We start from the raw sequence: 14,448 nt of genomic DNA on the forward strand, positions 1-14,448 counted from the left end.
TCCTTAAAGCGACTGGATCGTAGCGGCGTCCCAACCGACGGTGATGGTGCCTGCACCATCACTCACCTCTGTGATGCCGAGCGACAACAACTCCTCGAACATGACCGCACCGGCCTCCCGGACCTGCGCCCGGTACCGCGACGTGGTGCGGAAGGTGCCGCCGCGATGGTCAGAGGTACGGACCAGCAACCCTTGGTCGGTGAGGAACGCCAGCGCCTTGCCAACGATGCCGATCGTGGAGCTGGACAGCTTGCGCCCGTCAACCGTGGTGCCCGTACGGGCTCGGCGGGTATAGACCCGCCAGGCTGCCTGTAGGTCCGGTTCGGCGGTGTCGGGGTCGGGCGTCTCGTCCCCGACACGGTCGGCCAGCCGGGTCGCGGCCTCACGGACGAAGGCGTCGACGCCTTCGACGGAGATCCGCCCGATATAGGACTCGTCTGCTAGGTCGGCCGGGCGGGGGAAGGCCAGCGTGGCCGCACCGAGGTGGGCCAGAGCATGCACGACCCGCTCGGCGGCCCGGCCTTCGCCGTTGGTCCGGCGGGCGTAGTCGGTCATCCGGATGGCGAACGCGCTCTCCCAGGTGGGGGCGACTACAATGCCGGTGCGCTCGCTGACTTCCAGTACGACCAGCTCCAGACCGACGGCGACGGCGTGCACGACGGCGGTGAAGTCGTCGTCGGCGCGGGCGCGGGTGACCAGTGCGCGATACTGCTCGTCCCGGGCAGGCAACAGCTTGGGCCGCAGCCCGTACCCGATGAGCCGGGCGGCGTCGATGATCGCCTCGATGGCGCTGCTCATGCTGCACCCTCCTCGGCGGCGGAAATCAGGGCGGCGCGGGCGACGATGAGGTCGGACCCGGCGAACTCGCAGTCGCGCAGCGGCGTGCCGTCGTCGATGGCCATCAGTACACCGGTCGCGCCATGCCGAACGGCGACCTGGATCTCCTGGGCGGCCAGCGCCAGCACCCGGACGACTACAAGGGACGGCAACCACGGGTGCGCCTCCCGGGCTTCCTCCAACAACCCGGACAACCGCCGTGGCGCGTCCGGTTCGAGGTCGAGGAGTTCCATGAGCAGCTCGTAGCACTCCTCGGGGAACGGCGGCTCCGGTTCGCCCTGGTCCAGCTCGGGTTCGGTGACCGCGCCCCCGAGGACCTCCCGCTCCGTCGGCGGGGTTATCAGCCCGCACCAAAGGTCAGACAGCCGCACCGCCGCAGGCACGATAGGACCCACGCTGTGCACGAAAAACGTGCCGAGCACCACGTCCGCGGCGACGACACCTATCCTCAGGGCGGGCACCAGCAGTTGGGCGTGTAAATCGAGGGTGGCGCCGGCCCTGGTGGGGGTGAACGTTTGCCGGTCCTGCTCGGCGCGGAACCGACGGCCTGCCAGTTGCACGGCGGCTTGCAGCTGCTCGTGGCGGCGCAGACACTCGCGGACGATCTCGACCAGCTGCGCAGCCTGCCGCTTGCGGTTGGCAGTGTCGGCGGCGTCCCGGATCTCCGTGATGTTAAGCAGGATGGCGTTCTCTGCCTTGTACCGCGCCTCGATGTGCCCGACCGCCTCGTCGAGGAACGCCGGCATTTCGGTCAACCAGTCCACACTGCGCACGTCGCGGGCGGTGGCCTCAAGCTTCAGGCGGAGCTTTTCGCCGTACTGGATGGTGCGGTAGCGGGCGGTCTGGGCGGCAGCTTGGGCGTCGGAGAGCCGGCCGCGGCGGATGAGGGTGTCCAGACGGAAGTCCGCGGCGATCTGTGCGGACTCGATGTCAACCTCCAGCGCGCCGACAAGGACGTTCACCGCCTCGTTGGTTGATCGCAGGTAGATCTCCCCGTCGGTTCCGGGAATCTCTTCGAGCAACTTGAAGTCGAACGCGTAGGTGCGGTAGACACCGTTGCCTGTGGTCAGCCCGTAAAGGGCGCGAAAGCCCCGGTCGGCGGACCCGACGTTGATCAGGTTCTCCAGCACCCAACGAGCGACCTTGTTGTGCTCGGCCTCGGATCGATCTGGCAACTGCTGTGCGGCCTGCTCAGCGAGATCGGCGATGACCTGCTGCGGGTCGGCACCGGTGTCGAAGTCCATGGCCAGGGTGACCAAGTCGATGGCGTGCAACGCCAGCTCGCTCATTTGGTAAACGGTAAAATCCGCGGTCTGTACCTGCATCTTGCGCGCGTCAAGGTCGTGCAGCGGTGCTGTGCATGCCAACGCCTTCACGCGCTGGGCAAACCCGACGTCAAGAATTTTTGCGGCCACAAAACAGCACGATAGCCGATGCCTACGACGGTTTGATACAGTCTGAGCGACTAGGTTGCTCTCTAAGCAGCCCAAGGAACCCGGCTCTTCACGGTTCGTGGTGAATGTTCTCCCGTGATGGGTATTCATGCCGCTGTTCTGGCGGCACTGCGCAACAGGATACGCCTTTTTGTAGTTGCGGGCGTTGGTGAATCCCCGGCCTGTCCGTTTGATGTGCTTGATCGCAGTGTTGTTAGCTTCCACTTTCGCCGTAGTCGCGCCGGTGACAATGAGGACCTCAATCTCCTTCCACCACCTGCAGACCGTCCGCCAGAGACGGTTCGTTTCCGGCTGAGCAGCACGTTCGACGAGAGCCTGCAGTCGGTCTTTCGCAGCGGCCGCGTCGGCGAGAGAGCCGGTGGCCAGCAGCGTCCGCAGCTGCTCCTTGACCAGCCAGGCGGCCTGCAGCTTCCCCGTGGCATCGTCGGTGGCGAACACGGCAATGAGCCTCTCCCGGGCCCGGTCCGAGAGCGTCTCCCCGGCCCGCAGGAGCAGCCGCCGGTTGGCCCAGACCGGGTCGATGGAGCGCCCCCGCCGGCCATGGACCTGCTGCGTGAGGCGTTGCCGGACTTCGGTGAGCATGTCGTTACCGAGCTTGACCAGGTGAAACGCGTCGACCGAAACAGCGGTCCGCGGCAGCCACATCCGCATGGCCTTGCGGAACGCCGCCGACGGGTCGATCGCGACAACCTGCACGCCCAGGCGCCACTCGAGCGGACGGGCGAAGAGCCATTCTCCGACGCCCTCACTGTCGCGGCCGTCAACTATCCCCAGGACGTGTCCGGTGTCCAGATCGACAATGGTGGTCATCCAGGGTTCGTAGCGTTTCCAGGCCTTGGTGGCGGGGTCGCGGAAGAACCGCACGGACCGGTAGCGGTGTTCGTCGATGCCGAGCATCCGCGGTGCCAGGGCATCAACATTGGGCAGCGTCAGCGCCGCGGAATCCAGAGCCCGCTGCACCAGCCACCAGGAGACACCGAACGAAGCGGCGGCCTCGGCGGCGGCCCGTCCGGAACCGATGACAGCGCCCACCAGGGCGTCGCGGAGCCGTCGGGTGGACCGTGCCCGGCGCGGAACCTGGGCGGTCTCCTCCGCGAACGTCTGCCGCGTGCACAGATACTCATCGCAGAAGAATCTCCGCTTGGCCCAGACCACTTCGATCGGCCCGGCGACAGGGATATCACCAGGCGTTGTGGCCGACGGGAATGCACGCGGCTGCTGATCACGCCGCACGATGGGCAGCCGGCCTCGGCAGTGGCCACCACGTGGATCCGTCGCTGCCCGAAGGCGAGGACCTGAGTGTCGGTGACGCGGTAGTCGGGCAGATTGAAAATGGCGGTCGCAGCATCGGGGCGCGGGGAAGTAGGCTCGATTAGGCTCGTAGCTCCTGACTCTTGATGAATGCGTAGAGAACATCCATCACAGCAGGGCTACGAGCCCTTCAGCTTTCATGACACGGAACCTGTTTCACCATCAAGCACGAAGAGCCTTTCTGGCTCTCTCATGGGACCACCTGTGTACCCAGTCATGGGACCACTCGGCGCGCCTTGCCGGATACACCGTTATTTCCACAGTCCCCAAAGAGTCAAAAAACCGTGGCAGTCCCCTCTAAGGCCTGGGCCTGATTAGCATTGCCGTGGCCGGTGGTGACGGATGACGGCGCCGATCCCGAGCAGGTGCGGAAGTTCGGGACCGAGGGGACAGGTTGTGGCGCCTAACGTAGTTGATAGGGATTATCCCTTTCTACACAGAGGCTGTTGAAGCATAACTGGCGGCTGACCCTACCCGAACGACGATTCGTGATCCAAGAAACGGTACTTAGTCGTGAGCAAGGCCCCTTCCAAAACCTGAAGGTGGCGAATGCAAGGGCCGCCTGGCTCAAGCCAGTCTCATCTACGGGTGCCAGATACCTAAGCCCAGAAGCAGGCCAACAGAGATATTAGCGAGAGCAAACACTGCATTCGAGAGCGACAGCCCCCGAAAGCTCAAATGGTCGTGCACTCTAGGGCGCAGCGAATACACGATACCCGCCAATACAAAAGTTACGACCGCGCATATCAGGGGGATGAGAGGCGGAGTCGTGCTCTCTGGAAGCAAAAGGGCAGAGGCCAGAAGCGAGAGACCGGAGATCACGAGAGCTACGCAGTCGTTATTTCTGCTAATTCTCATCATCAGGAGGTTTGGTGCCAACTCTTCATGCATGCCCTCGGATATAGGACGCATGGCGACAGGTGCAGAAATGTTAGCACCCTCATGAAGCGGCACCGGTTCAGACGCCCAGTACTCCAGCTCTTTTCGCAAGAGTGATTCTAAAAAGCGGTTCAGCAACCAAGTTAGAAGTAGAAGCGCCCCTGCGACGAAAAATGGTATCGCCAACTCCACGGCTAGATGCCCCTAACAGTCGAAAATAAACTCACCCCGCTCGTAAAGCTTCTCCCTATAATCACCACGATCATACTCTGAATCCACGTGTATTTGGTGGGTCCCAGAACTGGGGCAGAGTGTATCATCATGCTCAATGGCGATCGCTTTAGTCGCAGGTTTGAAGAGTCCCGGAGCACTAGGCCCCCCCAACGTGAACGGCCACTTCCAGACCTTGCCGTAAATGGGGTAACGCAGCGCAGCTTCGTTCGGCTGTATGGTCGTTGTCAGCGTCACCGTGACTTTGGCATTTCCAGCGTGAAAAAGGCGGACGGTCTGCAGCTTTTCTTCTAAATCAACCAAATACTGACCTTTGGCGTAACCTTTCGCCGTGTCAAAACTTCTGTATCTATTCCAATTATTCTTGCTCACTCTGGCGTCACCGCAGTCTCATTGGAGCGGCGCATGAGCGGTGAGAGCTCCGTGACAAGGCCCTTAGCTTGGGACCCCAATTGAATAGTTGAGGAAGCTGTCACAAATTGGGCAAGAAAGGCTAGGTCTATATCCCGGCTTACAATTGAGCACTCATTCATCTCAATATTCCGGCCGTCTAAGTGACCTACCCGAGCGGTCCAAGCGAAGGCGAGCCTATCTCCATCAATTCTGAGAAGGTCGACCTTTGACGAGGAAGCTCGCATTGCCCGTCCGACTTCCACAGACGAGCCCTCAAATACCTCTCCATCCGCGAAACAAACAAAACCAGTCTTCAACTTGTCGCGTTCGCTAATCATTTCCGAGGCTCGAGCATAAGCGGTCTCTATGGGCATTGCACTCGACCATAAAAGGCTAAAACAGCCCACTCCTTGCTCACATTGAATGAACTCGCCGTCCTCCAGAGTGATCAATTCGCCAATCATGTCAGAATCAGCAACGTCATATCTCTGCCTACTCATGACGCGACCGGACTGTGCGCTGCTGACATCGAAAGAGGACCGCGCAATGGTCCTGTTCCCCTGTACGAACTCATACGCACCTGCTGTGACGGGTATGATTTCCACGTGGTGAGGAACTTTAGCGATTTGGCCGATGAAAGTCGGCTCGTCCGCGAATCCCCAAGAAATCTGACCGGCGCTGTATAAACCAAGCGACCGAAGTATGCGGTCCTGCTTCGCCTTGACGCCTCCTGATCCGCGCACCCGGCGCACAGCAAGGTCGCCACAAAGTCCTCTTTTACGCGCCGACCTCCCGCGTGAGGGCGAGGCTCCTTTGGGCTTTGTGACTGTTCGGGTGAGTAGTCCGACCGCCTCCACTGATGATTGCATTCGTGAAACGACCAGCCTTTCAGGCTAAGTGACCGAGCCCGCTCGTTAGTAGCTGGCATATTTTGCGCCCCATTCTGAATTTCGCAAACCAGTAACTCCGTCATCTTGCCGAGGCAATCTGGAACCCGTGCTCAATTTCCTCAGTGGCCATCCAATGTGATCGTTATATCACGCGGAGCGCGGTCCAGCCACGGAACCTGACGGAACGGCGCACATTATGACACTGCAGAAGCACCTTTGCTTGGGTGAAATCGAGTTGAACTCGTAGGCCCTGCTCTCCGCAGGCACTATATAGTCCAACTCGTGAGGAGATTTCTTGGTTACTGCTGTGGAGCCGGATCGGGTCGCGGCGCTGCTCTTTGGGATCGGGTACAGGTACTTTCCGCCCTCAAACCGGCAACCTTTGCAGCCCAAAACAGCCAGGTAGGAAAATCATCTGATGCTTTGGCGACGGCTCCGCCCACCATGGATGCGACTTAGCCGCCGGTGACGAGCATTTTGGTGCCGCCGATCCCGTCCGCCCTGCCGTTACGGTCCAGCTGTTTTTCTTGACATACTTTGAACCTGGAAGCCCATTCGCCGGCGATGCCCACCAGTCACACTCTTCGGTCATGATGACGACTACACCGCCGTCCACGCGGACCCCGGAGACGTGCTGCGCTCGGCTTTGCCGCGGTCCATCCAGCCAACGGTGTAGGACTTGACCGGTACGGCCTCCCCTCCTTCAACAACCGTTGCGGCGGACCCACCGAGTTCCGTAAGCACGGCTGTCCTTTTTACGGGCACAACCTACAGGCCATCGTCCTTCCGAAATTTGAGTTGGAACGATGTGGCCAGCCGCACTATGTCGCCCCGCAGTTCCAGGTGCCCAGTGTCCACTCCGTGCTGCAGCCCCTCATTCAGGCGGGCCGTGATGCCAGCAGTCCGGCGTTTCCCGCCGAACGTCTGAATCGTTTCCCGATGCAGCTCGCTCACTCCGATGCCGCCCGTCGCACTCACGATATCCACCATCGCATTCCGGAGTTCCACAACGCTGATGTGATCCGGCTTACGAACGATCTCAGCGTCGTTAGACCGGAAGATGCTCCAAGCCCGCCTGTCCACCGTGGCATCCCAAACAAATCCATCGTCATCAATAACGTGTGTCGACGGTTCGACCAGACGAAGCACGGAGTCCGCACGGGGACCGTTGACCTTGTTGAGGCCGAATGCAGCACATACCAGTTTTGCCAATCGGTCCTGATGTACTGGCCCCTCAGCCGCGACAACAACACCAATGGCATCTCGGACGGCAGCAATCGAACGTCGTGAGTGCAGGCTGTCAAGAACGTCCGTGGTTCCGAACGCCTGCACGGTCCAAGGCTGGTAGGTAGCCACTTCGGAGGCAACAGGCACCGACGAGGACAGCCCAGCTGGCTTTCGAATCTCCTCAAACAGCGGCAGGGTTCCGAGCGGGTCTGTGACAATTCCAGCGGGCTCCTCTACAGCCTCACCACCAGCAAATCCTGGAAGGCAACCCTCGCGCGGAGCCGGCTCAGCGACAGCCTCTTCCGAAACGTCGCCGGCAGCTTCCCGCAGTGAGAGTTCCAGCCGATCGAGTACCGCCTCATTGTCCGCAAGCCACGCCGGCAACCAGACGCGCTCCACTGAAGGCCACCGCATCATCCGCGTCAGGACATCCCGGGGCAGCCCATCCCTGTCCCCCGCCGTCCGCCGGGCAGCCCAGGCGGGACCATCCAGCAGGATGGCCATCAGCTGGCGGGACGGGTCTTCCGCCAGCGCAACGCTCAAATCCACCTTGAAGTCGGACAATCCCACATCCGAGACAACCACGAACCCGCGGTCCCGCAGCGCATCTGCAATCTCTTCCCGGTGCAGGTCGACGCTGGCGGCGCGGCGCCCGTCATAAGGCAGCGCAGTGGTCCCCTGCTCGGCCAGATCAAGGTAGGACCGCAGGTGCTTGATGCCAACGGAGCTGGTCTCCTCCGAGCGCAGGTCTGCCGGGTTGAAGCTGGAGAAAACAACAACTTGCCGGCGTGCACGGGTGACGGCAACGTTGAGGCGCCGTTCCCCACCAGACCGGTTCAAGGGACCAAAGTTCAGCGGCAGGTATCCCTTGTCATTCTTGCTGAACCCCGTGGAGAACAGGATGACGTCCCGCTCATCACCCTGAACGTTCTCAAGGTTCTTGACGAACAGCCCTTCTGAGTCGTCGTCAAGAGCAACGACGATGCGCGGCTCCTCCGTGTCACGCAGCAGACCTTCGATCAGTGCGCGCTGCTGCAGGTTGAACGTCACCACACCGATGGAGGGAGCGCCCGCGGGATCAGCATCAAACCTGCGGCGGATCTCGGCCACCACCGCCGCAGCCTCCTCAGGATTGGTACGAAGGACCTTGGACGGCCCCGAACGGTGGAACTGGCCATCAACCCGGACAAAGTCAACGCCGTGTCCGCGGACATCCGCGTTTGCAGCGCCGTGGGACGGGCCAGGGAACGACGAAAGCTTGCTGTCGTAGTACTGCTGGTTACTGAAGGCGATCAGGGATTCGTCCTGGCTCCGGTAGTGCCAGGACAGCCACTGCCGCGGAACCCGCGCTTCCACGCACTCGGAAAGAATCGACTCCATGTCCTCCACCACGGAGATCTCGGCGTCCCCGTCGCTGCCAGCATCGGAGGAAATCTCCGCGAACGACGTCGGCGGCATCTGCTTGCTGTCACCGACTACCACCACTGACGCACCGCGGCCCATGGCACCCACCGCGTCGGCAACCCGGATCTGTGAGGCTTCATCGAACACCACGATGTCGAACAGGCCGGCCTTGGCAGGGAAGAACCGGGCCACCGAATCCGGGCTGACCAGAGTGCAGGGCATAATCCCTGTGATGAGATCGGCGTAGTGTTCCATCAGCTTGCGGACGGACATGCCACCCCGCTGCCTGGTCAGTTGCCGTTTTAGCTCGCCCATGCGCCCGGAGGTCGACGACGAGACCGTTCGGGAACGCAGGACCCCGGCGGCCAGGTTGGTTTTAAGCAGCTCGCGTACCGTTTCCGCTCGGCTGGTGAACCGCTCGATTGTGCGCTCGTGCACGATGGCATCAAAGTCGCTCAACCCGGTAGCGGTGCGCCGTTCGGCCAGCGACCCTTCAGCCAAGCCACGTTCAAAGGCTGCTGCGGCGTCATCGGCGTCCAGCTCGCCGTCGAGGATGGCACTGCGCGCGTCCACCAGCCCCGCAGCACGCAGCGGCTCGACATGGCGGACCAGCTCGAGCCACCGCGTCAGCGGCACCGACCCCGCCGTGTCCAGCCGCCGCGCCACGGACGTTTCCCACCAGCGGGCCAGGAAGCCCTGATCACCGGTCCACGTACGCAGGTCAGCGGTACCCACGCCCTGGATCTGAAGGAATTCTTCCCAGGCCTGGGAAAGCTCCCGCAGCCAGCCAACAACGTTCTGGTGGACGTCCGGCGCGTCCTTCAGAAACGTCCGGAGCTCACTCTGGAAGCTCACGACGGCGGCCTCCGGAGACGGCTGCACCGCTTGGGCGGCCCAGCGCAGCCAGGAAATACGGTGTCGCAGGTCGGCTTGGGCATCCGGCGTCAGCGGGTTCCATTGCTGGTCCGCAGGAAGCCCCGGCAACGAGCCTCGCGTTGCCCGCAGGCCGGAGACCTCGTGCTGGACGGCCACCAGTTTCTCCAGCAGCGGCACAAGCTCCTTATGGCGGACTTCAGCTCCAGAAACAAGCACGGGAGACAGTTCGGCGGCCACTGTCAACAACCGCTTCTTGCGCCCCCAGAACCCGGAAGCTGCGGCCTGCTGCGCACGGCCCAGGATTTCTGGCAGAGGAAGATCCATGGCTCCCGGCGCTACCTGCTCAAGGCCCGGATGCTGGACGGAAGCAAAGGCGGTCACCAGTTTCTCCAACTGCTCAGCGTTAACTGACCAGTCGCCGGAGCGCACCACATCCAGGGTTCCCAACGGAACGTTCCGGTCCTGCAGCAGCGTGGCGAGAGTTCCGACGTCGGCCGGAGTTTGCGCTGCGTCCAGAACCGACGAAAGCCCAGGGGTCGGCCGCAGGGCCTTCAACGCTTCGTTGAGGCGCTGCCCCAGAGCCAGCAGCTGCTGTTCCTGCTGCTCGCCACCGGCAACAGAGACGAAGCGCCACGGGTGGTCAGGCCCGGGACGGACGGGGTCGGTGAACTCAGGAAGTTCCCGGAACACCTGCCGGATCGAGTTCAGGGTGGAGTCATTCAAGGACGCTGTCAGCTCCGGGCTGAGAGGAACCGTCGCATGGTCAGGTTCATAGGTCAGCGCCTTGGTCCGCGCGCTGTAGAGGGACAGCTGCGCACCATTCTCCTCATGGACGTTCTTGGCGTAGCGGACCAGCCCACGCCGGGCTGAGGCAAGATCGGTGGAGGCAGTCTCGAGCTGCTGCTTATTTGCAGACAGGCTCAGCTCCAGGGCGTGTTTGATCTGCGCCCTGACCACCGCCGGCTTGCTGCCCTTGTCATGCAGGTCGAGGGAGAAGGGCCCCATCCCGACGTCGCCGAGCCGCCTCTGGACAACATCGAGTGCTGCCCGCTTCTCCGCAACGAACAGAACCCGTTTGCCGTCAGCAATGGCGCGGGTCAGGAGGTTGGTGATGGTCTGCGATTTTCCGGTGCCCGGAGGGCCTTCCAGGACGAACGTCTGGCCGGCGACTGCAGACGCGACTGCCTCCAGCTGCGACGAGTCCGCTGGTATTGGACACTGCGCGGCGAGGGCGTCCAGGTCGACGTCGGGCGTGACGGCAACGCTGTCTGAATAGAGTTCCGTGGGGGTGCTGATCAGGTGATTGACGAGGCTGTTGGCGGTAAATTCCTTCCAGTTCTCGTCAAGGTCCTTCCACAGGCGGAACTTGGCGAACTGCAACATGGACAGGTCCACGGTGTTTTCCACCCGGAAGGCCAAGCCCTTGGCCGAAACGGCGGCCCGGACAGCTGCGAACGCGGCGTCCAGATCGATTCCGGATCCGTCTTCCTCCGGCTCGGCCAGGCCCGGAATGCGCAGGTCATGGGACTGCGCCAGCTTCTCGAGGAGGCAATAGTTTGGCGTCGACTGGCCGGTCTCATCAAGTGTGACCCGGTACAGACCGTTTTTCCCTGCAGAGGTGAGTTTGACTGGGACCAGAACCAGCGGGGACCGAAGCGCCCGGCCGTCCAGCTCCCACATCAGGCTGCCGATGGCCAGGTAGAGGTTGTTGGCTCCGGTTTCCTCCAGCTGGGTCTTCGCCTTGTAGGCGAGCCCGCGCATCTTGGCGCTGTAGCCGTCCTCGCTGACCTCGGCGAACACGGACTTCTTCGAGCTGAGCAGCTCCGCGAGTTCGTCCTGGGGAAGGTCTTTGCCGAAGCGGACGCCGCGCTCCTGGTGGATGGCACTGATCTGGTTGGACGGAAGCAGGCTGACGGACGTGCCCTTGCTGATGAGGTCCTCGAAGGCGCCCATCCATGCGGTGGGCACTGCGAGTGGGAACCGGGCGGTGTCAGTGAAGTTGATGAGCCTGTTCCGCAGGCTCAGGTCCAGCAGGGCGTTCTTCCACTGGAGCACCCGGGATGGAACATCGGATGCGGTCCGGGAGGCTCCTCCGCTCGAGGGCGCCTTCTCGGGCAGTGACGGCGCAGTCCTGGTTTCCGGAACGTAGTTAACCACGGTGAACGTTCCGGCGTCGGACGTGGTCCGGGCCGGCAGCGGGTAAATGCCATCGAGGCGGGCGCGCCTGATGTCAGTCACCGCGTTGATCTCGTCATTGCCGCTTTCCACATAACGGTTCAGCGGGCTGCTGCGGAGTGCGGCCGCCGAGATCGGCTGACTGCCGGTGAGCAGCGTGGTTTCCACGAGGCCGATAAAGCCCCGCTGCACGAGGCTAACCAGCTCGGGCACGTCGTCGGAGGCCGCAGTGCTGAGGCTGCCTTCCTCGCGCCAGTAGCCGAGGAAGGCGTGGCCATCCACCAGCCAGAGCAGAGGCCTGATGCCGCAGAATTCCAAAGCGGCGGCCAGGACCAGCGTGGTGTCCAGGCACGTGCCCAAACGGTCGTCAAGGACCTGCGCCGGCGTGCGGACCTGCTGGCCCTCCAGTCCCCAGCTGGCGGGCGGCATGCTGTAGCGGATGTCGCGGGCGCTCATGGCCTGGGCGATGGCGAACACGATCTGGTCAACCCGGTCCCCGTCTTCCAGGTACCCGTCGAAGCTGCCGCTGCCCGTTGTTTGCATGAGGATGTCGGCGGCCTCGGACATGACCTTGGCAATGCTGGGGTGGTGCGGCTGTACGTAGGCGGCCAGGAACTCGTAGGAGACAAGTCCCCGTCCGGCGATCCACAACTGGGCGGGCAGGAGCGTCAGGTCCGCCTCTGCCCGGCCCAGCTCCGTCGCGGTGGCATCGGCACCCGCCGATTGCACGGTCACCAACACCTTACCCATCTGGCGGTCAGCCAGTTCATACATGGTGGCGGCCTGAACTGGAACGTTGAGGTCATCGAGCGTGATGGTTTGGCCTGCGGCAAGGTCCACATACTGCTGGAAGTCGCCGGAGATCCGGCCTGACTGCGCGGCGGCCTCCACTTGGACGACTGCACCACGGATTTCCGCGCCATTGTTGGTGATCTTGACCTGCCTGACGAAGCGGAAGCCGTTGTGCGCCATCGCGTAGCTCAGGGCATCTGCTGTGGTCACCTCGACCACAACGTGGGCAGCGGATGCAGCCGGTCCATGGACCGAGGGCTCGCCCGGAAAGCTTTCCTCCGGGTGGTCGGACGGCCCGACGGCGGCGGGTAGAGCCTGCTGGTCTTCTTCCGGTTGTTCCCGGTTCGGAGAGGACCGGTTCTGGTACTCGGTGAGAAGCGCAACCAACTCGCTGTGGGTTTGGTCCAGCCCAATCACTTTGGCCAGCCGACCTGCCGTGTCCAGGGCACGGAACGTATCGGCGTCATCGAAGCTCTCATTGTGGGCCCAGCGGTTCCGTGCCTGGCGCAGCTCGGAGGTGTGGCTGCGTGCCTCATGCGGGAGGTTGAAGGGGTAGCCAAGTGAGCCCATGGATTCAGTCATGATGCGCAGCTGCAGGCTGAGATCCTTGGGGGCGTAGGTTTGCGCAGCCCGGCCGGCGTTCTCGTCCTTATGCTGAATGATCTTGGTCCAGGCCACACCGGGGGCCACCTCACCAAGCACTCCTGCGATATAGGGCTCAAGGCCAACCCCCAAGGCCTCAAGCCCCCGGCCCACATACTCGCGGTTGGACAGACTCATCAGATTCCCCCATCTACGGCACCGGGATCAGCACCGTCATTCAATCAATGCAACCAATCATGGCACCCGCCGCTGACAATCCTGCTTGTTTTCGGGTAACTGCCGGACGTTACTGGTCTCTTGCCGTCCGGAGATAGTCTTGGTCCTGCTCGGCCAAGCCCGCCCAATCAAAATGCGCGTTTACGGCGCCATCGACCAACAGAGCTCCGATGCGTTGGGATATGCATTCGTCAGCCGGCTCTACAGTTGAATGTTCTTCGAACGGCCGAACTAACACGGCTGGCGCCCACTATTTCTGGACAGCAGATCGCTCGCCGACAGTTTCGCGCTACGCTACCAATGAAATCGCCGTCGCGTCCCAGGCCATGAGGGCTTGGGGTCCACGAGCACCTACACCACTTGGGGGAGAAATGAGAGCGGTCACGGAATCCGGCGTTGCCATCGACCTCAACGAGGATGGCACTTGGACAGCAGCAAAGCATGGAGCAGCGCCTTTCACAGAAGGCTTCAGAAAAGCCTATTGGGGTGCCTCCCGTTCAGAAGTCAAAGCTTCAGAAGGCAGTGAGCCGCAACTGGAGCAGGACGAATACCTGGACTTTGAAGTGAGGCTGGGGAGGTTCAAGTGCCTTGCCGCTTACATTTTCGTAGGCGATCAACTTGTTCGCGGGAAATACCTAATTACCGAGGAATACCAGAATCAGAATCAATTCCTCACCGTCTACGAAGAGCTCAAGGGCTCAATTGACAAGAAGTACGGCTCTCCATACAAGGATGAGACGTACTGGCTTAACGACCTCTACAAAGACGATTATTCAGAGTGGGGCATGGCGGTTGGCTGTGGTCATCTCAGCAAGTTTTCATTCTGGGAAACCTCAGGCTCAACGATCAACCTTGGTCTGTTTGGCGAGAACTTCGATGTGCAGGTGTCTGTTGAGTATGCCGGAAAGATCTTTGACGGCGTCGAAGATGCGCTCAAAGAAGCTAGGCTTCTCGGCGATTTATGAGCCAGCCAGGGAATCTCGCCACTCGAAACGCTCGAGCTTGCCGTCCTCGCCACGGCAACCCAGGTGGCCCAACCTTGCGAGTCCGCCGACGGGTCCGCGGCAAGGCGGCAGCATGCCTCCGTTGAGCGGGTGAAGTCAGAGTTGGAGGCATTAACTTTCGCGGCCAACGTAAGCGTCGAAATCTCTGACCTGAAA

Annotated in this window: 7 protein-coding genes; 1 reads left to right on the top strand and 6 read right to left on the bottom strand. The window is 62.0% G+C overall.

Translation table 11 applies throughout. The features are described 5' to 3' along the window. Window positions 1-3 precede the first annotated feature (3 nt). From QF047_RS15260 to QF047_RS15280, 6 genes are all read right to left on the bottom strand, one after another. Window positions 4-798: a hypothetical protein gene (locus QF047_RS15260; RefSeq protein WP_307278729.1), complete on the bottom strand. Its 795-nt coding sequence runs from the start codon at window positions 796-798 to the stop codon at window positions 4-6. Next, window positions 795-3,524 (bottom strand): ISL3 family transposase, encoded by a 2,730-nt coding sequence (locus tag QF047_RS15265; protein ID WP_307278731.1) that lies wholly within the window; start codon window positions 3,522-3,524, stop codon window positions 795-797. The genes QF047_RS15260 and QF047_RS15265 overlap by 4 nt, the downstream gene beginning before the upstream one ends. A 1,161-nt stretch (window positions 3,525-4,685) precedes the next feature. Next, window positions 4,686-5,084 carry a hypothetical protein gene (locus QF047_RS15270; RefSeq protein WP_307278733.1) on the bottom strand — a complete coding sequence of 133 codons (399 nt, stop codon included), beginning with the start codon at window positions 5,082-5,084 and terminating at the stop codon, window positions 4,686-4,688. Next, window positions 5,081-5,974, bottom strand: a complete 894-nt coding sequence (locus QF047_RS22375) for an uL30 family ribosomal protein (RefSeq protein WP_373427771.1) — start codon at window positions 5,972-5,974, stop codon at window positions 5,081-5,083. The genes QF047_RS15270 and QF047_RS22375 overlap by 4 nt, the downstream gene beginning before the upstream one ends. Window positions 5,975-6,595: 621 nt before the next feature. Then, window positions 6,596-6,739, bottom strand: coding sequence for a hypothetical protein (locus QF047_RS15275; RefSeq protein ID WP_307278736.1), 144 nt, complete (start codon window positions 6,737-6,739; stop codon window positions 6,596-6,598). A 24-nt stretch (window positions 6,740-6,763) separates the two neighbouring features. Beyond that, on the bottom strand, window positions 6,764-13,249 hold the full coding sequence (locus QF047_RS15280; protein WP_307278739.1) for a DUF3320 domain-containing protein: 6,486 nt from the start codon (window positions 13,247-13,249) through the stop codon (window positions 6,764-6,766). A gap of 410 nt (window positions 13,250-13,659) precedes the next feature. Here QF047_RS15280 and QF047_RS15285 point away from each other — a divergent pair, with 410 nt between their 5' ends. Further along, on the top strand, window positions 13,660-14,253 hold the full coding sequence (locus QF047_RS15285) for a hypothetical protein (RefSeq protein ID WP_307278741.1): 594 nt from the start codon (window positions 13,660-13,662) through the stop codon (window positions 14,251-14,253). The last annotated feature ends 195 nt before the right edge of the window (window positions 14,254-14,448 follow it).

Source organism: Arthrobacter sp. W4I7, assembly GCF_030816215.1.
GTDB classification, from domain to species: Bacteria; Actinomycetota; Actinomycetes; order Actinomycetales; family Micrococcaceae; genus Arthrobacter; species Arthrobacter siccitolerans_A.

Excerpts from the sequence above, each read along its gene's own strand:
- QF047_RS15260 (WP_307278729.1), bottom strand. The coding sequence starts at position 798 with ATGAGCAGCGCCATCGAGGCGATCATCGACGCCGCCCGGCTCATCGGG.
- QF047_RS15285 (WP_307278741.1), top strand. The coding sequence starts at position 13,660 with ATGAGAGCGGTCACGGAATCCGGCGTTGCCATCGACCTCAACGAGGAT.
- QF047_RS22375 (WP_373427771.1), bottom strand. The coding sequence starts at position 5,974 with ATGCAATCATCAGTGGAGGCGGTCGGACTACTCACCCGAACAGTCACA.
- QF047_RS15280 (WP_307278739.1), bottom strand. The coding sequence starts at position 13,249 with ATGAGTCTGTCCAACCGCGAGTATGTGGGCCGGGGGCTTGAGGCCTTG.